Here is a 22444-nt window from a genome sequence, read left to right as displayed (position 1 = left end):
TCCCGCTGTGGCCGCTTTTGCGGGTAGAATCTCGCCTTATCTCCAAGAATCCCGCACGCCGCTTCGGCTCACGCCTGCCCTCCGACACTGTGACGCAGGCGCCCGAAGCATGCTCGCACGACCGCTTCGGGCCTTGTTGCGCAACCGCGACAAGGGCGACGGCGAGCCCGAGTGCACGCAAAAAACGACAGTTACTTGATGAACGATTTCTGGCAACACTGTTCCGCACTGCTGGAGCGCGAGCTGACGCCCCAGCAGTACGTGACGTGGATCAAACCCTTGGCCCCGGTGGCTTTCGATGCGGCGGCGAACACGCTGTCCATCGCCGCGCCGAACCGCTTCAAGCTGGATTGGGTCAAGAGCCAGTTCTCGGGCCGGATCTCCGATCTGGCCCGAGATTTCTGGCACGCGCCGATCGAAGTCCAGTTCGTCCTCGATCCGAAGGCCGGCATGCGCAGCGCGGCTCATGCTGCGCCGGCGGCCCCGCGCGCGCCGCTGGCCCCGGCCAGTGGCCCCGCTGCCGCTGTGGCCGCGATTGCGGCGAATTTTGCGGCGAACGTCGCCGCAGCCGCGTCCGCTGCTTCCGCTCCGGTTGACATGCCGATGAGCGCGCAGGCCGCCGCGCATCTGCACGCCGACGACGCCGACATCGACCTGCCGAGCCTGCCCGCGCATGAAGCCGCGGCGGGCCGCCGCACGTGGCGGCCCGGCAACGGCGCCGCGCCGGCCGCCGCCGGCGAGGCCGATTCGATGTACGAGCGCTCGAAGCTGAACCCGGTGCTCACGTTCGACAACTTCGTGACGGGTAAGGCGAACCAGCTCGCGCGCGCCGCCGCGATCCAGGTCGCGGACAACCCCGGCATCTCGTACAACCCGCTGTTCCTGTACGGCGGTGTCGGCCTCGGCAAGACCCACCTGATCCACGCGATCGGCAACCAGCTGCTGCTCGACAAGCCGGGCGCGCGGATCCGCTACATCCACGCCGAACAATACGTGTCGGATGTCGTGAAGGCATACCAGCGCAAGGCGTTTGACGACTTCAAGCGCTATTACCACTCGCTCGACCTGCTGCTGATCGACGATATCCAGTTCTTCTCCGGCAAGTCGCGCACGCAAGAGGAATTCTTCTACGCGTTCGAGGCGCTGGTCGCGAACAAGGCGCAGGTGATCATCACGAGCGATACGTACCCGAAGGAGATTTCGGGGATCGACGATCGCCTGATCTCGCGCTTCGATTCGGGCCTGACCGTCGCGATCGAGCCGCCCGAGCTGGAAATGCGGGTCGCGATCCTGATGCGCAAGGCCCAGTCGGAATACGTGAACCTGTCGGAGGACGTCGCGTTCTTCGTCGCGAAGCACCTGCGCTCGAACGTGCGCGAACTGGAAGGCGCACTGCGCAAGATCCTCGCGTATTCGAAGTTCCACGGCCGCGAGATCTCGATCGAGCTGACCAAGGAAGCGCTGAAGGACCTTCTGACCGTGCAGAACCGGCAGATTTCGGTCGAGAACATCCAGAAGACCGTTGCCGACTTCTACAACATCAAGGTCGCCGACATGTATTCGAAGAAGCGTCCGGCGAACATCGCGCGGCCGCGGCAGATCGCGATGTACCTCGCGAAGGAGCTGACGCAGAAGAGCCTGCCGGAAATCGGCGAGCTGTTCGGCGGGCGCGACCACACCACCGTGCTGCACGCGGTGCGCAAGATCGCCGACGAGCGCAGCAAGGATGCGCAGCTCAACCACGAGCTGCACGTGCTGGAACAGACGCTGAAGGGGTGATCCGGCGCAGCGCGCTTGAGAATTCGGCGTCCGCCCCAAATTAAGGGGGGCGGTTCGGTTTTGAGGCACAATATAGGTTTGACCGCTCCGGCGGGGGCGGGCCATGCGCCCGGCCGGCGGGGCGTTGCGAGGCTGCTGCAGGCCGTTATCTCAACGAAGGAACTCTATGCAACTGGTCAAGACCGAACGAGACACCCTCCTCAGGCCGCTGCAAACGGTCAGCGGCATCGTCGAACGCCGCCACACGTTGCCGATCCTCGCCAACCTGCTGATCACCAAGAACGGCGGGGACGTTTCGTTCCTGTCGACCGACCTGGAACTGCAGATCACGACGCGCGCCGATTTCGGTGTCGGCAACGACCACGTCGCGACCACGGTTGCCGCCCGCAAGCTGCTCGACATCCTGCGCGCGATGCCTGACGGCCAGGTGACGCTGTCGCTCGCCGACAAGCGCCTGACCGTTCAGTCGGGCAAGAGCCGCTTCGCACTGCAGACGCTCGCGGCCGACGAGTTCCCGACCGTCGCGCACGCGAAGGATTTCAGCGCGAGCCTCACCGTCCCGCAGAAGTCGTTCCGCCAGCTGCTCGGCATGGTGCACTTCGCGATGGCGCAGCAGGACATCCGCTACTACCTGAACGGCATGCTGCTCGTCGTCGACGGCGACCAGCTGATGGCAGTGGCCACCGACGGCCACCGCCTCGCGTTCTCGTCGATGAAGATCGAAGGCGGCACGTTCGGCCGCCAGGAAGTGATCGTTCCGCGCAAGACCATCCTCGAACTGCAGCGCCTGCTCGAGGACATCGACGACACCGTCACGATCGACATCGCGCAGACCCAGGCCAAGTTCACGTTCGGCCAGGTCGAGCTCGTGTCGAAGCTCGTCGAGGGCAAGTTCCCCGACTTCCAGCGCGTGATCCCGAAGGCGCACAAGAACACGTTCGAGATCGGCCGTGAAGAACTGCAGCGTTCGCTGCAGCGCGCGGCAATCCTGACCTCGGACAAGTTCAAGGGCGTGCGCTGCATCATCGCGCCGGGCCAGCTGAAGATCATGTCGACCAACGCCGACCAGGAAGAGGCGCAGGAAGAACTGGAAATCGCCTACCAGGGCGACACCGTCGACATCGGCTTCAACGTCACGTACCTGCTCGACGTGCTCGCGAACCTGAAGGTCGACACCGTGCAGGTGAGCCTCGGCGACGCCAGCTCGAGCGCACTGATCACGGTGCCCGAGAACGACGAGTTCAAGTATGTCGTGATGCCGATGCGCATCTGACGCGCGCGACATCACGATACACACCAGGGGGCGGCAAGCCCCTTTGGCGTTTTTATGGCGAATCGAAAACCCATCCTTTTGGTGCCGGGCCGGCGCCCTGGATGGGTCAGGAAAACTGGAGCGGCCCGGCGTTTTCTCGCGAAAACGCACCACGCCGCCGCTTGAGTGGCCTCGCAGAACCGGAAGATATCCATGAGTGAACAGCACAATACGCAGCCCGATAACAGCAGCTACGGCGCATCCTCGATCCAGATCCTCGAAGGGCTGGAAGCGGTGCGCAAGCGCCCCGGGATGTACATCGGCGACACGTCGGACGGCACCGGTCTGCATCACCTCGTGTTCGAGGTGCTCGATAACTCGATCGACGAAGCGCTTGCGGGGTATTGCAACGACATCCACGTGACGATTCATGCGGATAACTCGATCTCCGTGACCGACAACGGGCGCGGGATTCCGACCGACGTGAAGATGAACGACAAGCACGAGCCGAAGCGCAGCGCCGCCGAGATCGTGATGACAGAGCTGCACGCCGGCGGGAAGTTCGATCAGAACAGCTACAAGGTGTCGGGCGGCCTGCACGGCGTGGGTGTGTCGTGCGTGAATGCGCTGTCGAGCTGGCTGCGCCTCACCGTGCGCCGCGACGGCAAGAAGCGTTTCATGGAGTTCCATCGCGGCGTCGCGCAGGATCGCGTGCTCGAGATGGTGGACGGTGTGGAAGTGTCGCCGATGCTGGTGACCGGCGATACCGAGAACCGCGGCACCGAAGTGCACTTCATGGCCGATCCGACGATCTTCGGGAACGTCGAGTTTCACTACGACATTCTCGCGAAGCGCATGCGCGAGCTGTCGTTCCTCAATAACGGCGTGCGGATTCGGCTCACCGATCTGCGCTCGGGCAAGGAAGACGATTTTGCGTTTGCGGGTGGCGTGAAGGGCTTCGTCGAGTACATCAACAAGACGAAGACCAATCTGCATCCGACCATCTTCCACATCATCGGCGAGAAGGATGGCGTCGGCGTGGAAGTCGCGATGCAGTGGAACGACAGCTACAACGAAAACGTGCTGTGCTTCACGAACAATATTCCGCAGCGGGATGGTGGGACGCACCTTACCGGGTTGCGGGCTGCGATGACGCGCGTCATCAACAAGTACATCTCCGATAACGAAATCGCGAAGAAGGCGAAGGTCGAGACGAGCGGCGATGACATGCGCGAAGGGCTTTCCTGCGTGCTGTCCGTGAAGGTGCCGGAGCCGAAGTTCAGCTCGCAGACCAAGGACAAGCTGGTTTCTTCTGAAGTGCGTGCGCCGGTTGAGGATGTTGTGGCGAAGGCGCTGGAAGAGTTCCTGCTCGAAACGCCGAACGACGCGAAGATCATCTGCGGGAAGATCGTTGAAGCTGCGCGTGCGCGCGATGCCGCGCGGAAGGCGCGGGAAATGACGCGGCGCAAGGGCGTGCTCGATGGCGTCGGGCTGCCGGGCAAGCTCGCTGATTGCCAGGAGAAGGATCCGGCGAAGTCGGAAATCTACATCGTCGAGGGTGACTCGGCAGGTGGGTCGGCCAAGCAAGGCCGCGATCGGAAGTTCCAGGCGATTCTGCCGCTGCGCGGCAAGGTGCTGAACGTCGAGAAGGCTCGGTATGACAAGCTTCTGTCCTCCGAGCAGATCGTTACGCTCGTGACCGCGCTCGGCTGCGGCATCGGCAAGGACGATTACAACCTCGACAAGCTCCGGTATCACCGGATCATCATCATGACCGACGCGGACGTCGACGGTGCGCACATCCGGACGCTGCTGCTCACGTTCTTCTATCGGCAAATGCCGGAGATGATCGAGCGCGGGTATGTGTATATCGCGCAGCCGCCTCTCTACAAGGTCAAGGCCGGGAAGGACGAGCGGTATCTGAAGGATGATGTCGAGCTGAACGCGCATATGCTGCGGTTGGCGCTGCAAGGGTCGGAGCTTGTGCCTGGTGAGAATGCGACGCCGATTTCGGGGGATGCGCTTGGGGAGCTCGCGCGGTCGTATCTGATGTCGCAGAGCGTGATCGAGCGGTTGAGCCGGTTGTATGACCCGGCCGCGCTCGAGGCGATTCTGGATGGGGTTGTGATCGATCTCACCAGTGAAGAGGCCACTGAGGCTTCGGCCAAGGCGCTGCATGCCGCGCTTCATGATGATCAGGTCAAGAATGGCGTGCGGGTTGTGGCCGCTTATGACCCGGTGCGGGAGCTTCGGTCGCTGCGGGTTGAGCGTACGCATCATGGGAATGTGCGGGTTTCTGTCATCGATGAAGAGTTCCAGCACACGGCGGATTATCAGCAGCTTGTGACGACCGCGAATACGTTCAAGGGGCTCATTCAGGCCGGGGCGGTCATCAAGCGTGGGGAACGCAGCATGGCTGTGGGCGACTTCAAGGGGGCTATGAAGTGGCTGATTGCAGATGCCGAGCGCAACGTGTCCAAGCAGCGCTATAAGGGCCTCGGCGAGATGAACCCAGAGCAGCTGTGGGAGACGACGATGGATCCGGCGGTGCGGCGGTTGCTGCGTGTGCAGATCGAGGATGCGATTGCTGCGGATGGGATCTTTACTACCCTAATGGGGGATGAGGTCGAGCCGCGGAGAGCGTTTATCGAGTCGAATGCGTTGCGGGCGGGGAATATTGATGTTTGATTCAACTGAATGCGATGACTCACGATGGTTGAAAAATTGGAAAATGGCGCCTAACTCGTAAGCACGGATCATGGCTCTGGTTTGCAGTTTAGACAGCCCAACCCTTGCAGCTTCGGCAGAGGCGCAAGGGTTTTTTTATATGGCGTTCTAATCTCATACCGCTAAAGTGATATATCGAAAATCCGCGAGCGACTCGGGTCCCTGCGGTTGCAGTCAATACGAGAGATCATAGCGTCGCCGAACGTCCGTCAGGAACGGCGCTCGTGGTAGGCACTTCGACGAGCAATTCTTTTGCTTCGCTTACAATGCCGAATTTGGGGTCTGGATTCGCAAGTGGCCGACATGCCGACGTCGAGCTGATCTTTCGGAAGCGGGCCCTTGCAGCAAGCATAATTCCAGATCGTCAGAGAGCGATGAACGAACAAAGCCTAGGGAATTCGCGGGGAAAATCGCTTCGACCACGCGCGTGCGCTTTAGAGCGGAGTGGGCCATGACCAAGCCCGCACCGGATGCCGTGCGGCCAATTGGACGGCTGTTCAAGATTGCCGTATCGGCAGGCATTGAGTCGGCCGTGAAGTTGCACATCGGTCGGGGCGACAGTCTTGAGTGTCGCGACGAAAGAGGCCTCACTCCGCTGATGATAGCCGCGTCACGCGACCGGGCAGGTATTTGCACACTGCTTATAAACGCTGGTGCCGACGTATTTGCAACCGACCACGCCGGTCGGAATGCTCTTGAAATCGCTAGAGAATCCGGTGCTTCAGCCGCCGCTGAAACCATAGCCGCGACGCTCGACCACATGGCGTCCAAGGAAAATTGGACGGCAGTGGTCCCAACAACCGCGGACGACATCGAGCTGCCGCCCCCCCCGAACCTGACCACTGGTCACGACCTGAAGCCGTACTCGAATGCAGAACCTAAGGCTACTGACTCGGCGCCCGCACACACACATCACAAATACATCGGCAACGCCCAAACCGACACCACTGAAAGTTCAGCTGCAAACCACTTTGAAGACAACTCGCAACTGAGCAACGCAGATTCGAGATCTATAGAGATCTCGCATCCCACATCTTTTGCGAAAAAGTTTCGTGTTGAACAGGTAACGCCCGCCGAAAACTTCTTCGACGGCAACGAACTTCCCAAGATTGAGGCACCGTCCACGGGGTCAGAATCTGGAGTCGTTGCAGATTCGCCTGACTTCAATACCTGCCTACCAGACGCAACGTCGCTACTATTGTCCCAACAGGCAGATGGCATACAAGTGAACAGTAGCGCGGTCCCTGACGAGTCGAGCAAAGCGTCGAATCCGCGGGTCGAGGATCACCAGCCAACCATCGAACTAATGTTCGGAGATTGGGAACCTGTTGTAACGACGGAGCCTCCTCAGGAAAATCTCAAGGTGGTCATGGCAGAGGCTGAACGGCAGCGACACATCGACAGCCATATCCCAATCGACCACAGTGCCGGCTGGGACGAATTCGAGGCCTTTTTACCGGAGCTGGCAAGTCCACAACCTCGGGTCGGCGACCATGAACTTCGTCAAGCATTACGAAAACTGCTGCTGCGAGCGCTGCGTGAAGGTAGCGTACCTCGAGTAGCCATCGAGGACGCATTATTCGAACGGGAGAATGGTGAAAATCATAGCCGGCGAGTCGAGACAGCGCTCGAATTTATCCTTGATGACATTGGTGCTGACATTGATGAGCGTCTCGAGTTTTCATCGGACGTCCCGAGCAATAATTTTGAAATATTTGTCGATCCCGTAGAAACCGCCGCCGAAGAAGCAGAGGTCGACGGTGCCATCCTGCATTTCGAGGAACTGCTCTCTGACAGCAATGATCCGCTTCGCATGTACTACCGCGCGATCACCGAGCATTCTCTGTTAACGGCGGAACAGGAAATTGAGCTTGCGCAAAAGATGGACGAAGCTGTTTCCTGTGCCCTCGATGCCTTGGCAAGTTGGCCTCTTGGCCTGAACCATCTTCTCGGCGAGATCGACAAAGCGAATGCCGGCACCGCAAGTCTTTCAACCATCGTGAGCTTGGCTGGTAGCGATACTCGTGACGCCGATTCAAGCGCCGATAGCGATGAAAACGCCGATATCGAATCGGATTTTGACATCGGCCAAGGTGAAGATAACACGCTAACGAGCGGCGACGATGCGACACAGTTTGTCGACGACGTATTTGAAGTTTTTTCCAATATCCGGGAGCTGGTTACGGAGTCTTTACGTGCAGAGACGATCACGGTGGTTCGGTCTGAACTCGGGCGGCTACGATTGCGGCGACCATTCCTTATCAGCTTGGACAAAGTAGCGCTGGGCGACTGTCATCCCTCGGCATCGGCCTATCGGAGTTCCATCGCACGACTAATCCATTCTCGCAACCACATGGCGCAAGCCAACGTACGCTTGGTCATGGACATAGCTCGTCGCAGGCAGCATTCCGGGCTCGCGTTAGAAGATCTCATCCAAGAAGGAAACTTGGGCCTGCTCAAGGCAATTGATCGCTTTGATTGGCGTCGAGGATTTCGATTCTCGACAATGGCAACGTGGTGGATCAAGCAGCAGCTCAGTCGCGGGATATTCGACACTTCCTTGACGATCCGACTTCCGGTACATGTCCACGAAAAAGTGTCTCGCAGTAAATGGGAAATCGAATCGCGTGAGCGCATGCTCGGAAAACCGATCTCTTTGGCCGGAAAAGCGGCCATCTTCCACATGACGCCCGACAAGTACGAGCTGGTTGCCCGCGCACTTTCAGACCCATTGTCGATCACCGACGCAAAACGGGAAGGCTGGTTCGAATCCGAAGATGCCGATGAGCCCTTTGCCCGTCTGGCAGCATCCGAAGAGGCACAATTGGTTGACAAGTTGTTAGCAAAACTGAAGCCGAATGAAGCCGAGGTGCTTCGCTTGCGCTTCGGTATTCGAGTTAACGAGCATCGAACTTTAGAGCAGGTCGGAGAGATTTTCGGAGTAACGCGTGAACGCGTGCGTCAGATTGAATCGAAGGCGATGCGCAAGCTTTTATCTGCTCCCTACTACGACCCGCTCGCGAAAGCTGTCGGTCGAGCGCCACAGCAACGTCAGATAGCACCTGCCGAAGAGGAAATCCCAACCGGAGACAGTGCTGCTCCAACGAACACCACATCAGGTCACTCAAGCGAATCTTCGAGCGTATACGAAGCACAAACGAGAAGCGATGCGTCGTGCCGAGCTTTCGCGACCTCGGTACCAATATCCAACTCAGCCACCGATTCGATACCTAAATCCCTGCAGAGACTGCTCGATCTGGCTCACGAGCTTGGCGTATCAGTTTTACGGGATCCGAGCGGATCCGGCACAAACTTCGTATTCGGTGAGATCAAACAACAGAACATCAAGGCCCGCAAGCTAATCCGGAATCTGCTTGGAATGGGCTACACCTGGCAACCAGGAAAAGGCTATCGACAATGACCACGATACGACAGGCGCCCCCGCGAGCAGGCGCGATGCTTGAAGCCTTGCGGGGCATGGGTTATTCCACCGGCGCTGCAATTGCAGACATCGTGGACAACAGTGTTGCAGCAGGAGCCACCTGCGTGGACATTGAGTTCGTATGGGATGGTGCAGCCAGTCGCGTGGCCATACTCGACGACGGTCGCGGAATGGATGACTCCGAACTTGAGAGTGCCATGACACTTGGGGACAAAAGTCCGCTTGACTCACGAGATCCTGACGACCTCGGGCGGTTTGGTATGGGGCTCAAGACAGCTTCCTTCTCTCAGTGCCGAAGGCTGACCATCGCAAGTGCAAAAAATGGCACTCACACTTGTCTTAGGTGGGACCTCGATGAACTCACGCTGAAACCCGAAATCGGATGGGCCCTGCTCGAGGGGCCTGCTCCTGGATCCGAGACTTTCATTGCGAAAATGCTCGACCGCTCTCATGGTTGCCTGGTCCTCTGGGAGACGATGGACCGGATCGTAACCAAGGCATTTTCACCGGATCACTTTCTTGATCTGCTTGACGAAGTCGAGCAGCACTTGGCCATGGTCTTCCACCGCCTCATCGAGGGAGTGCGCCCGAAGCTACGATTGACGATCAACTCACGCCCCGTCATCGGTTGGGATCCGTTCATGTCCGGGCATCCTGCAAAACCATGGGAATCGCCAGTCGCAAAAATGCAGACGGACGCGGGCGTGATTACCGTGCAATGCCATGTGCTACCTCACAAGGATCGGCTCGGGTCCGACGAATTCGAACGCGATGGCGGTCCTGCAGGCTGGAGCGCTCAGCAAGGATTCTACGTGTACAGAAACGAACGCCTTCTTGCTGCTGGGGGGTGGCTCGGACTGGGGCAAGGTCGGGCCTGGAATCGAGAAGAAGCCTATCGTCTGGCGCGCATACGGATGGACATACCCAATACTGCTGACGCAGCTTGGAAGATTGATATCCGCAAATCAACAGCACGGCCGCCGGTGTCGTTGCGACCATGGCTGACCAAGCTTGCAGAGGATACGCGGGAAAGAGCGCGACGAGTTTTTGCCTTCCGGGCGGCACCACAAACCCGGACTGGTGTGGCACCGGTCGGTCTTGCCTGGAGAGCCGAGCACACAAAGGCCGGCGTGAAATATCGCATCGACGAGAAGCACCCGGCGGTCGCAGCCGTACTCGACGCCTGCAACGGGAATTTGGAACTCGTCCGGGCAATGCTTCGTGTAATTGAAGAGACGGTACCTGTTCAGCGCATCTGGCTCGATACGGCCGAGGCGAAGGACACCCCTCGCGGCGGCTTTTCCGGTGAACCAAGCAGGGAGGTGCAGAGGGTCTTATCCGTTTTATTCAGAGACATGGTCATCCGAAAGAACATGAGTGAGGAGCTCGCCAGAGCGACTCTGGCTACAACCGAACCATTTCAGGAATACGCAGCTCTAGTCACCACCTTGCAACTTCAAACCTGACAGAACGTGCCGACAACGGGGAAAAAATGAGCACTTCCGAATCTATTCAGACAAAGATAATCTCGATCGCTCAGATCCTGCTGCGTGACGCGCCAGAAGAAACAACGCGATCGCCCAGCGCAATTGCCGACAACGTGCGAATAGCGTCCACGATGATGAAGGTTGCGCCCGGCGACTATGACGAAGAAGCTGCTGTCGCCGAACTCATCCGCCGGTTTAGCCACTGGGTACCCAACGACTCCGCGTTGACCGACCCGACCGGCCACGAGGATTGGTTCCAGCCATCAATGAAGAAGGACTGGCGCTACTGGCAGCGCCTGCAACGTTACCTTGAACGCTCCCTCGCGGTGAATGTCGTCGAGGCTCTCGACCGTTCAACCGACGGAGTCATGGCGCAACTTGAAGATCCCAAGCGAGATGCACCATGGGACCGCCGAGGACTGGTCGTAGGCCATGTTCAATCTGGCAAGACCAGTAGCTACTCGGCTCTCATCTGTAAGGCTGCGGACGCTGGCTACAAAATCATCGTTGTCCTCGCCGGCATGCACAACAACCTGCGATCGCAAACGCAGATGCGTCTTGAGGAAGCGTTCTTAGGTTATGAGACTGCTCCGAATAGAGATCCAGGCAACCCAATCGGCGTCTTCTTTGAAGACCGGGATCCAAATATCCACCCAAATTGCGCCACTTCGCGAGATGAGAAGGGGGACTTTAATGGCGCCGCAGCAAAGAAATTTTCTGTCTCGCCGGAACAGCGACCTTGGCTATTCGTTGTCAAGAAGAACAAATCGGTGCTTGAGAAGTTGCTCAAATGGATGCGAAGCAACCATGTGGCAAATGCGACCGATCCACAAACTGGCCGACGAATTTCGACAAATCTTCCATTGCTCGTAATCGACGACGAAGCTGATAACGCCTCCATCGATACAGGGGAGCAAGAGTTTGACGAGAACGGCACTCCTGATCCAGAGCATGAACCGAAGGCGATCAATAGCCTCATCCGACAGATACTGGATACCTTCGCAAAATCCGCATACGTCGGATATACGGCCACACCCTTCGCCAACGTATTCATCCATCGCCGCGGTAAAACGAACGACGAGGGCGAGGATCTCTTTCCTCGCTCGTTCATTCGCAATCTAGCGGCGCCATCGAACTACGTGGGACCAACCCGCGTCTTTGGCATAACTGGTCCTGATGGCGTGCGTGCTGGTGGGCTCCCATTAGTACATGAGTTCAATGACCATGCGGATGCCGAAGGCGGCGGATGGATGCCGAGAAAGCACAATAAAGACCATTTACCGATGCATGGCGGCCAAGACGCCTTGCCACCATCACTCCGCGAGGCCATCTACTCGTTCTTGCTCGCATGTGCAGCTCGCGCGTGTCGCGGACAGAAGACGAAGCATTGTTCGATGCTGGTCCACGTCACGCGGCTCACGCTCGTGCAAAATCAGGTTCGACGGCAGATCGATGAATTTGTAAAACGAATCTCGCAGCGCTTGGCACGCAACGTCGATGCAGACGGACTTCTGGCCGAGCTTCATGATCTCTGGGAATCAGACTTCGTTTCGACCCATGACACAATCCAAGAAGCATTGACGGATGGCGATCGACCGACGGCGCTACCCTCGTGGGACGAAATCGCCTCCGCCCTTCCTGATACTGCCGCAGATATTGTCGTCAAAACAATTAATGGCTCTGTCAAGGATGCGCTCGACTATGTCGAAAAGGAAGCCACCGGCTTAAAGGTAATTGCCATTGGAGGAGACAAACTGGCGCGCGGTCTGACGTTGGAGGGTCTCACGACCAGCTACTTCGTTCGCACCACGAAAATGTATGACACGCTCATGCAAATGGGCCGCTGGTTCGGCTACAGACCTGGCTACCTCGATCTCTGCCGACTGTACACAACCAAAGATCTGATTCAGAGCTTCGGTCTGATCGCCGATGCCGCCGAGGAGTTACGACAGGAGTTTGACGCAATGGTGGCCGTGGGTGCCACCCCAGACAAGTATGGCCTCAAGGTAGCATCGCATCCCAGCCTGTTGGTAACGTCGCCGATGAAAATGAGAACGGCGCAGACAGTACGGCTCTCATATAGTGGCTCTCTCACGCAAACTATTGCATTTCCCGCAGACACGGAATCACTTCAGGGCAATCTCGACGCAGCAGACCGACTTATCACGAGTATGGGATCCCCCGCCAATTCCGAACTAGAGCAGATCCGTCCAGAAAAACCGGACAAATGGTCAAATTCCCTCCTCTGGAGAAACGTCTCTTCTGACGTGATCAAGACATTCCTGCGTGCCTATACAACAGCACCTGGCATTGAGCGTGCGAATGGAGCAGTGATGGCAGAGTTTGTCGATGAGATGAACAAGAAGTGCGAGCTGGATCTCTGGACAGTGGCGCTCGTTGCAGAGGGCAAGGACAACGAAGGAGATGGACCGTCTCACACATTTGCCAAACGCTTCACCGTGACAGCCATGCCAACGCGCACGCCAAAGGGGAATGCCAAAGGTCATTCGATTGGCGTTCTGACTGAATCGCACGACGAAGGAATCGACGTCGGAATTGATGAGTGGAACGCTGCTCTCGACGCTACCATCGATGCTTGGAAGAGAGACGGAAGCAAGGGCCGGCCTGAACCCTTACGTCCGAGTGGGCGCTCGCTGCGTGATCTCCGAGCAGCCAATCGATATGGTGCAAACCATCGCGGGCTGCTGCTACTTTATCCGCTATCACCGCTCAACCGTGAAGGGAAGAACATAATCAACGGATGGGACAAACCGATCATCGGATTTGCGGCCAGCTTCCCCTCAAGTGACCAGGAGGTGTCGGTCGAATATAAGGTCGACCATTTGCTATGGGAGGAGCAATATGGCTCTGCCGAGTAATCAGCTTACGCTCGCGTGGAGTTCACTAGCGGTATCTGACGACACTGCCGACGGTTGGCGCAGTATTGAGATATCGCCACCTGGGTCTGCACTGGTCCGAGCAGGTCGCCGCTTCCCCATTGGAACCGAGGCAATCCTCGTGCAGTTTTCCGCTTCCTCACTGCCAGCGACAGTCAAGCTTCCGGAAGGTGGCGGTTTTCTTGTCGAGCGAGCGTCGTTTATTGACGGTGTCACCTGGGTTGCTTTGACGCGGCGTGAGGCTGCCAGCCCCGACTTGTTTGCAGCCATGGCAAGTGATATCGCAACGGCCCTTTCAGCTTGTCCAGCGTCCGACGAAGCCAAGTCACTCGCGACGCTTCTGGGTCGGGTACGTGCGTGGCAGGAATTCATGCGCAGAGGCGGTGAACCTCTGGGCGCTGAAGCCGAACTTGGCCTCTTTGGCGAACTTTCATTGTTGCGCGCGATGTTTGACGAGGGCATCGACCCTACCGTGGCTTGCGAGGCATGGCGCGGCCCGCTTGGTGGCCTGCGTGATTTCGAGCTCGGCACTGGCGCCATCGAGGTCAAGAGCACACTATCGTCAACAGGGTTTCGAGCACGGGTTGGAAGCCTTGAACAACTGGACGATACGGAGCGCCAACCGCTGTTCGTCGCAGCAGTAAGACTTCGCCAGACGCAAAATGGTCGAACTCTGTCTGAGGCAGTAGAGATGGCGCGCGACATCATTGCAGGAGATTCGATAGCCGAGCGGTTGCTGTCGGAGCGGATCATTGCATCCGGTTACCGCGACGAGCATGCCGATAGCTATGTGCGTAGGTTCGAGGTAGTAGAAACTCGAGTCCTGCTCGTCGGACCAGGATTCCCGCGCCTAACACCACATTTGATGCCAGACGGCGTGGTACGCGCTTCATATGAAATAGATATCGATAAAGCGACCGCAGACGTGTTTGACTTACACCGCGCGCTTGTAGAAATGAAAGGAATCTGAATGGAACTTATCGACTTCTTGCACGAGACGCAGTCCGAAGTACGCGCTCAGATCGAGGGCGACCAGCCATTTCCGGAGAGTGCCTTCACTGAAATCGTGATGCAGCACATGGCCGACATCGGAATGACTGACGAGCCGCAACCGACCCATTTTTCCCGAAAGGTCGGCACGGCGAACGTGCGCCTGAGCGGCTACTCGATCTCCGACGAACAGGAGCAACTCGACCTGTTCGTGAGCCTCTATGAGGGAGTCGACGAGCTGACGTTTGTCCCGGACTCGGAAACCAAGACGGCAGTGGAGCAATGTCTTAGATTCCTCCAGCTTTGCGCCGAAGGCAAGCTCGCCAGCAAGCTTGATCAATCGGACGAGATTCGTATTCTGGCTGAGTTGATCCACGGTCTTTATGACGAACTGGAGCAGATTCGTATCTACGTCCTAACCGATCGTGTCGCAAGAACTCTGCAGTTCAAACCGCGAGAAATCGGTGGAAAAACCGTACATCTAGAAGTCATGGATATCGCACGGTTGCACCGTCACTGGTCTGAGGGCAAACCGCGCGATGAACTGATCGTCGACTTCAACGACGTTTGCGGCGGTCCGCTGCCATGCGTCTTCGTACCTGGAAACGGTGAGGACTACGATTATGCTTTGACCGCCGTACCCGGAGAGGCGCTGCGCATTCTTTACGAAAAGTATGGCGCGCGACTTCTCGAAGCCAACGTGCGCTCATTCCTCAGCGTCAAGGCAAAGGGCGTCAATGCGGGCATTCAGAATACGCTTAGGACGGCACCAAGTCGGTTCATGGCATATAACAATGGGATCGTGGTCGTTGCCGATGAAATGAGAGTTGGCGACGCGGGAGGAGGCGCTGCCGGCATCGCTTGGCTCAAAGGCCTTCAGGTAGTCAACGGCGGTCAGACCACCGCCTCGATCTACTTTGCAAAACGGAAGTACCCTGACACTGATCTTTCCCGCGTACGTGTCCCGGCAAAGATCATCGTTATGAAAACGCAAGATGCGGTGAAAGAAGAAGCACTTGTCTCGGACATCTCTCGGTTCGCGAACAGTCAGAACGCAGTGAAGCAATCAGACCTGTCCGCAAATAAACCGTTCCATGTCCAGGTCGAACGCCTGTCGCTGACCGTCTATTGTCCTGACGGACGCAGTCGCTGGTTCTATGAGCGCGCTGCGGGAAGCTACAACACCATGCTGGTCCGTGAGGGGACAACTGCAGCGAAACTGCGGGACCTCAAGGAGACAATGCCGCCAGCGCGGCGTATTACGAAAACAGATCTGGCCAAATACCTCAACGCGTGGGACAAGCGACCGGACATCGTAAGCCGCGGCTCGCAGAAGAACTTCGAACAATTCATGGCCAGTTTGTCAGCATCGGAAGGTGCTGAAATACCTTTGCCTGATGTCTCAGAGTACAAACGAATGATCGCAAAGGCGAAGCTGTTCAAGGACACGCAGAAGATGATGCGGTCAATGTTTCCGGCATTTCAGGCCAACATTGCAGCTTATACGTTCTCCTTGTTAGCCGATCGACTCGGCGACCGTATTGATCTTGATCGCGTCTGGGCAGCACAGGGTGGCTCGCAACAGTTGATGGATCAGATCGCTCGCTGGGCACGCGAGGTGGATGAGGTTCTGAATCGTACAGCAGGCGGCAAAATGGTTTCTGAATGGGCCAAAAGACCAGAGTGCAAAGACGCTGTTTTCTCTGCAACCTACTCGACACCTGACGAGTCAATCCCGGAGCTCAAGAGGGCTTAAGCGGCAGTCCATGCCAGAACTTGGACAGCGGGACGAGACAATCCCGCTGTCCGAAGCCGAATGGTGGCTGAACGGGCAATGAAGCCGTTGTACCGGAAAGTCGCCCAAATGGCATATCAGTCAGCAGAGGCCTCTTCGATGTGCGATACCCACGGAGCAGTCGCATGACCGATGTTGTCGATCCGGCGAAACGCAGTCAGATGATGTCGGGGATACGGGGGAGACACACCAAGCCGGAGCTGGTGGTTCGGCGAATGCTGCATGCCGCTGGTTTCCGCTACCGACTTCATCGACGAGACCTGCCGGGCACCCCCGATCTGGTACTACCCAAGCATCGAGCAGTGGTCATGGTTCATGGCTGTTTCTGGCACGTTCACGAGGGGTGCAGATTTGCCACTATACCTGCATCCAACAGCGAATTCTGGCGCGAGAAACTAGCCAGAAATCGCGAGAGAGATCGTCGACAGCTAGAGGCTTTGCAATCGCTCGGATGGCGCGTACTGGTTGTCTGGGAATGTTCGACAAGAACCGGTGAACTTCGAGATCGTCTTGAGCCGGAACTGATCCGATGGCTTAACGGTAACGAGGAGTTCGGAGAACTCCCCGCTACCCCAACGGATCGTCATCCAAGCTCGGTGAAAAGATCCCGTGCCAACCGCGGCTGACCGGCAGCTCGCTTGGGCCGCCGCAAGAAGCTTGCGACCGATTCACCCAGTTGCTCCGCCAGAAATGGCGGTACCGCATTGCCGACCTGGTGATACTGCTGTGTGCGAGTTCCTTCGAAAAAGTAATTGTCCGGAAACGTCTGAAGGCGTGCAGCCTCGCGGACGGTGAGACTACGACACTGCGAGGGATCGGGGTGGATATAGTAGTGCCCGTCTTTGGATATATGCGACACGATCGTGGTTGATGGTGTTCCGGAAATCTGCACTCTGAATCGATCGTCAAACGGCACGTTCTCTTCATCCACGTTGCGATGATTTGGCAGCAGTCCGGGAGGGAACATGTTCAGTTTTGGAGAGTACTGATATTCCTTTGCATAACATGAAGCAAACAGGTATCGATGCAGGTCGGAAACCATATGGCCGCGTGATTCGTGCTGACAAACACCACCGATGCGGGGGTCATGTATCCACGAAGCAAGGTTATCCGCAAGACCACGCGGAGCGCGCATGTCCCGTCGAATGAATCGGCCACCAACGCTGTTGAGGCGTTGAGCCTGAATTACCGCATCCGCCATCAGACTTTCGATGTTCGTACGGACGGGTGATCGCCAGCCTTTAAGAGTGGACTTTGCAGCCTTCAGTGCGCGAAGCCAGGCGTCTGCAGAATCTGACTCCTTCGACAGTTTGCTGCGCAACATGGGAAGGCCAGTGAGAATATCGCGCACACTCACCCGATCCTGACAACGATCGAGCAAGTCGTGAGGCTGCCCCGCCCGGTCGGAGCGAACCCCGAGCAAAATCACGCGATGCCGCATCTGAGGAACGCCAAAATCCTCCGCTCTGATGATGTATTCCTCTGGAGCCAGTCCACCCGGACGCGAGGCAGTCACGAATGAACGAATATCATAATGGACTCCAGGAGCCGGCTCGGAAATATCGTCATAAATACGTTCAAATATGCGCTGACCATTATGCGTGGACGTGAGCATCCCTTTCACGTTTTCCATTACGAAAACTGCTGGCTGAAAGTCGCGAATAATCCGCAGATATTCTCTGTAAAGAAAGTGCTTTGGATCGCTCTCGAACTCCGGATCAACGTTTCGACGACGAGATCTTCCCGCGAGTGAATATGCTTGGCACGGCGGGCCACCTATGAGTACCCAGTCATCGTGTCCATCAATGGCTCTTCTGATAAGTGAGTCGATCTCATCCTCTGGGGTCACGCCCAGTTCGAGGCAGTGTGCTTCTTGAGTAGCTGCCTCCAGCGCCGGCGCAACAGCTCGATCGTTAAAGAAGGTCCCGCGATCGATTTCGCCTCGAACATAGTCGTAGTATGCATCCGGAACGCGATCGTGTGCCAAAGCACGAAACAATGCCCGTAGCGTAAGCGTCTGATGAGCTACAGCGTCCTTTTCGATCGAGACCCGAATGTCAAACACGCGATTCCCGTCCGCGTCGCGTACGGCGGAAAAACCCTCGCCCAGACCTCCTGGGCCTGCGAACAGATCTACAACGGGAATGGTCATTTTGCTTGCTGAAGGAAAGTCCAGAATCGTGCCGAAACTTTACCAGGTCCGGGTCGAGCAGTCTCCTGTTTGTTGATATTTGGCGCCAATCAGGAGAGTGCGGAGGTATTGTCTGGCAACCCCATCCCCGCCGTCACTATGCCGTTCGGCCAATCCGCGTTTCCCAGCAATTTTTAGGTATAGGATCCGGTAGACTCGATTCGCAGCGCTGCAAAAAAGCGCGGGCCGCATGGGCTGCCACCCATACGACCCGCTGACCACCACCAACTCAACCAAGGAGTTGACCATGGCTGACGCCAATCATAAGTCACGTCCAAAGAAGCGCAAACAGCAGAACCCGAACACCGTGCTTGCGATGATCCTCCGCAGTACGCCTGACCGCCCCAAGAGAGGCTGGCCGTACCTGCCATGGATGAGCGTCATCGATGCGCACTTCAAGCTGTTCGGATTCGAACCGGGTGACCGCGTCTATCTCGACATCAACCACGTCACCCGAAAAATCACCATCACGCCTGACTACAGCCAGCTTGCGCTGCGAGAGCAGCCCTACCATCAGCATCCCGAGCCAGAACAGTCAGCGTAACGAGCGAGGGCCGCTTGCGCGGCCCTTGCCTCCTCGATCGTTGGCTCAACGCGAAGCGGCTCCCTTCAGTCGGACTTCGGATATCCTGCAGGCGGCCTTCGGCTGGGAAGACACCCACCTCTGCACGATTTCCTGATCGACGGCATGACCTACGCCATGTTCGAGGTCGATGACATTGGCAATACCTCATCCCCCGGGTCACCACCTCGGACGTCACACCGATTTTCGACGGCCATCGTTAGCAACTGTCACAACCGAAAGTAGCCTTACTCGGTACGTTGCCGATATCAACTCACGCTCCGATACCACGCGGATATTCTTCCTGCCGATCCTGCTCATCATTCGCCAGCGCTTCTCATCCCGCACTAAACACGCCCCACCCTCCGACGTCCTCACTGGGTTTCGAGAGCCCACTGACGAGTTTTTGACGTTTTCGTCATACATTTGGTTTACAGTAGCCCCGACGCAATCCCGAAAGACGGAAACAACAACATGGATGCATTCATTGTCGAGGGCGACACCACCGATCATGGCGGGCGCGTGGTCGGCTGCGCATCGACGACCAACGTCGATGGCAAAGCGATGGCGCGCGTGGGCGATATGGTCACGTGCCCACGTTGCGGCGGTATCTATCCAATCGTCACCAGCAAAAATCCGGGCTTCAATCTGCAAGGCCGAGCGGCCGCATTCGACGGCGACAAGACCGCGTGTGGCGCATCGCTGATCTCGTCGCAGGCGCTTGCTCGAGCGCGCGTACCGATGGGTCCTGGCGGAACCGGCGGAAAGACCGCGACGCATGAGGCGGCTACCAACTCGGCGGAATCGTATCGCGGGCGCTTTCAGGTGCTCGACGAAGTAACGGGCAAGCCGGTCCCCAACCATCCCTATTCCCTGGAAACGGCGGATGGCCGAACGCTGAAGGGCACAACGGACGCCGAGGGCTACACGCAGTGGCATGAAGCAGATTCGCCCGCTTCGCTGCGCTTTGGCTCTGATGCGTCGGGCGAAGGGGCCCCGGCATGAGTGGCTACGGATCGAGCAGCGCCCCGGGCGGAATGACGCCCAAAGGTACGACCACACCCGTTCGCTTGAAGCCTTTGACGCTCGACCCGCTCGACAGGCAGGTCATCTGCAAAGCAATCTGTGTCTGCAACCGCTCGCCCGACAAGAGCGAGTCCGAGGCCAAGCTTAAACAGCAGTGCGTCTCGCGCAATTTGCGCGACCTCGACAAGGACATGGGTTGGATGAGCCCGTATAAGGCCGAGGTCAACTACAACATGGACACCACCCCGCCGACGCCTGTGATGCGCTCGGCGACGCCGCTGGAGCCGCACCCATATCTGCCGGGATGGCTGCAGAAGTATTGGCCCGGAGGGATCGAAGAATATCCACGTGGAACGATGCGCCGACCGGATGTCGTCATCGTGAAAGATCCAAGCCGGCCGCCGACGCAAGACAACATCAAGAGCGTCGTCGAAATCAAATTCCCGCCGCAGAAGCGCGACCCTGAACAGGAAGAAGACTTTCGGTTGATCGCCGGCTCACGCGAGAAGCTCGAAGTGATGGGTCCAGAGGACTGCGACTGTTCGGAAAACGACGGCAACGAAAGTCCGGTGCGGGTTGCGGCAGAAAAGCTCTCGGAACTTGCCCGCTCTCTGCGTAATTTGATCGGCAAGGGGCCTCCGAAGATCCCTGGCTTCGGTGGGCTGCCGCCTCCGCCGCCGATCTTTGTTCCATAATTTGCATTGCCATAGTGCCTCGTCTGCGACTCTGGCGCCGGCACGAGCATGCGAGCCAAGCCCGGATTTCCGCCTCCGACCTTCGGGCCAAATGCCTCGAATTGAACAGAACCCATGGACAAGAATTTCATCAATTGGGCCAAGGTGAATCAAGACCAGGCCCTCATCGCCAACGGCTTGCTCGAGCCTCGCTATGCAACTGGCGGCATCGGTGCCGCGTTCGTTGTGCGAGCGGCGCTCTACTTTGAACGCGCTTTCGACTTGGGCGTGCGCGTGGCGATCGCCGAATGCCTCGACGACTATCTCAAGACCGCGCCCGACAAGCTGACGTTCGTCTGGCACAACGGCAAGGCCGCGCAGACTTTCAAAAAAGCGAAGCCGTTGCGCGAGCTCGCTGCTTCGTTGTCGCCGGAAGAGCGCTTCGACTTCGACTACGTCGGTGGCAAGGAAGCCACGGATGCGAGCCTCTATCAGTTTTCCGTCGTCGGGTTGCGGCAGAGACAAGAGAAGACGGGCAACCGAGGATTCAATACGCTATCGTTCTCCTGGCCGTTGGTCGACGTGCAAGAGAATCCGGGCGCGTTCGTGAAACTCTTTTTCGACGCCGCGGCGCGGCTCAACGCGGCTCACGGGCATGCAGGCTTCGCGGTCAATCTGTCGCCGACGGCGGTCAACGAGAACGAGCCGACGGAGTATTGGATTTCACGCATGATGCCCGGCCTCGATGTGGGGGCACCGGGTGATCTGGCAACGCGCCAGCTCAAAGGAAAAGTCAAAACCGTCGATTGGCTGACTGCCATCGACAAATCGATGCTCGACACCGTCGGTGGGCTCTCCGCGCTACGCTCGGAACTGCCTCCGGATTGGTTTGCGATTGGCGACTACGGCACCGGAATAGTCATTCGCGCGGGCGAACTGCCAGACTCAGGCGCGTCGAACGATGAGGGACAACCTCCCGTCGTGCCGCCTGCCTACATCATCCTCGATCACGCATTGCGCGCGATCCGCGCAGACTCGCTCGACGCTTTGCAGCATGGAACGGTGAATGGCGGAGCACCGACTTACAACACGGCCACGTCTACGGCCGAGTGGCTCCGTCGCTTTGAAGTGAGCGACGACGAACTGCTGGGTGCGAAAGCCGCGGTGCTTGACACGTCGCCCTTGCCGGCCGAAAACGCTATCCCCAATCGGGTTTAGGTCGCCGGACCTGCGTCAAGCAGCCGATGATCGTTTCAAATGGGCAGAGGGCCGCGACCATCCTCGAGTACGGGTTGACTCACCGTCGATGGCGCCTTGGTGGTCTTGCAGTGGCGTAGCGTCGGCCTGGGGTAAACGGACAGCAGATCGTGCTGACGCAGGGAAGTTACAGCGGGGTAAGGTCAAGGTCAGCCTCGCAGTGGCGTAGCGTCGGCCAGGGGAGACGGACAGCAGAGGCGGCCCCGGCATGGCTGCCGGGGCAGCAACTGCGCGCGGCCAGGCGAGTGTGGCCGGTCGAGGAGGAGAAGGAGGCGGCGGAACGAACACGGCGGGCCCGCCATGTCAGCAGCATGCCTTTCCGCCGCGCCAATGCAAAAACCCCCGCCTTTACGGGCGGGGGTTTC

Annotated in this window: 14 protein-coding genes and 1 pseudogene; 14 read left to right on the top strand and 1 reads right to left on the bottom strand. The window is 58.0% G+C overall.

The features are described 5' to 3' along the window. Positions 1–198: 198 nt before the first annotated feature. The 9 genes from dnaA to ACV22Z_RS24890 all read left to right on the top strand — a co-directional run bounded on the left by dnaA (position 199) and on the right by ACV22Z_RS24890 (position 16995). On the top strand, positions 199–1779 hold the full coding sequence (gene dnaA, locus ACV22Z_RS24930; protein ID WP_448078949.1) for a chromosomal replication initiator protein DnaA: 1581 nt from the start codon (positions 199–201) through the stop codon (positions 1777–1779). Between the two features lie 166 nt (positions 1780–1945). Continuing rightward, positions 1946–3052 (top strand): DNA polymerase III subunit beta, encoded by a 1107-nt coding sequence (gene dnaN, locus ACV22Z_RS24925; protein ID WP_448078948.1) that lies wholly within the window; start codon positions 1946–1948, stop codon positions 3050–3052. A 192-nt stretch (positions 3053–3244) separates the two neighbouring features. Further along, positions 3245–5719, top strand: a complete 2475-nt coding sequence (gyrB, locus tag ACV22Z_RS24920) for a DNA topoisomerase (ATP-hydrolyzing) subunit B (protein ID WP_448078947.1) — start codon at positions 3245–3247, stop codon at positions 5717–5719. Positions 5720–6209: 490 nt separating this feature from the next. Continuing rightward, positions 6210–9179 (top strand): sigma-70 family RNA polymerase sigma factor, encoded by a 2970-nt coding sequence (locus tag ACV22Z_RS24915; protein ID WP_448078946.1) that lies wholly within the window; start codon positions 6210–6212, stop codon positions 9177–9179. 35 nt (positions 9180–9214) lie between these two features. Then, the gene (locus tag ACV22Z_RS24910) at positions 9215–10666 is read left to right on the top strand and encodes an ATP-binding protein (protein WP_448078945.1); all 1452 of its coding nucleotides are present in this window, start codon (positions 9215–9217) and stop codon (positions 10664–10666) included. Between the two features lie 26 nt (positions 10667–10692). Further along, positions 10693–13566, top strand: coding sequence for a Z1 domain-containing protein (locus tag ACV22Z_RS24905; RefSeq protein ID WP_448078944.1), 2874 nt, complete (start codon positions 10693–10695; stop codon positions 13564–13566). Beyond that, positions 13550–14554: a PD-(D/E)XK motif protein gene (locus ACV22Z_RS24900; RefSeq protein ID WP_448078943.1), complete on the top strand. Its 1005-nt coding sequence runs from the start codon at positions 13550–13552 to the stop codon at positions 14552–14554. Before ACV22Z_RS24905 ends, ACV22Z_RS24900 begins: the two co-directional genes overlap by 17 nt. Beyond that, positions 14555–16330, top strand: a complete 1776-nt coding sequence (locus tag ACV22Z_RS24895; RefSeq protein WP_448078942.1) for an AIPR family protein — start codon at positions 14555–14557, stop codon at positions 16328–16330. Positions 16331–16494: 164 nt separating this feature from the next. After that, positions 16495–16995, top strand: a complete 501-nt coding sequence (locus ACV22Z_RS24890) for a very short patch repair endonuclease (protein ID WP_448078941.1) — start codon at positions 16495–16497, stop codon at positions 16993–16995. Here ACV22Z_RS24890 and ACV22Z_RS24885 read toward each other — a convergent pair. Then, positions 16953–18521 (bottom strand): DNA cytosine methyltransferase, encoded by a 1569-nt coding sequence (locus tag ACV22Z_RS24885; protein WP_448078940.1) that lies wholly within the window; start codon positions 18519–18521, stop codon positions 16953–16955. The genes ACV22Z_RS24890 and ACV22Z_RS24885 overlap by 43 nt on opposite strands. Before the next feature lie 286 nt (positions 18522–18807). Here ACV22Z_RS24885 and ACV22Z_RS24880 point away from each other — a divergent pair, with 286 nt between their 5' ends. The 5 genes and pseudogenes from ACV22Z_RS24880 to ACV22Z_RS24860 all read left to right on the top strand — a co-directional run bounded on the left by ACV22Z_RS24880 (position 18808) and on the right by ACV22Z_RS24860 (position 22040). After that, entirely contained in the window at positions 18808–19104 is a 297-nt protein-coding gene (locus tag ACV22Z_RS24880; RefSeq protein WP_448078939.1) for a hypothetical protein, read from the top strand. 82 nt (positions 19105–19186) lie between these two features. Then, positions 19187–19305, top strand: a pseudogene (locus tag ACV22Z_RS24875) (IS1096 element passenger TnpR family protein); the annotation flags it as partial. A gap of 291 nt (positions 19306–19596) precedes the next feature. Continuing rightward, on the top strand, positions 19597–20127 hold the full coding sequence (locus ACV22Z_RS24870) for a PAAR domain-containing protein (RefSeq protein ID WP_448078938.1): 531 nt from the start codon (positions 19597–19599) through the stop codon (positions 20125–20127). Next, complete coding sequence (locus tag ACV22Z_RS24865) at positions 20124–20843, top strand: VRR-NUC domain-containing protein (RefSeq protein WP_448078937.1); 720 nt, start codon at positions 20124–20126, stop codon at positions 20841–20843. Before ACV22Z_RS24870 ends, ACV22Z_RS24865 begins: the two co-directional genes overlap by 4 nt. A gap of 114 nt (positions 20844–20957) precedes the next feature. After that, entirely contained in the window at positions 20958–22040 is a 1083-nt protein-coding gene (locus ACV22Z_RS24860; protein ID WP_448078936.1) for a type VI immunity family protein, read from the top strand. Positions 22041–22444 lie beyond the last annotated feature (404 nt).

This window comes from Burkholderia sp. PU8-34, assembly GCF_053427725.1.
The sequence above is the reverse complement of the archived record's forward strand: the minus strand, read 5'-3'. Positions and strand labels throughout refer to the sequence as shown.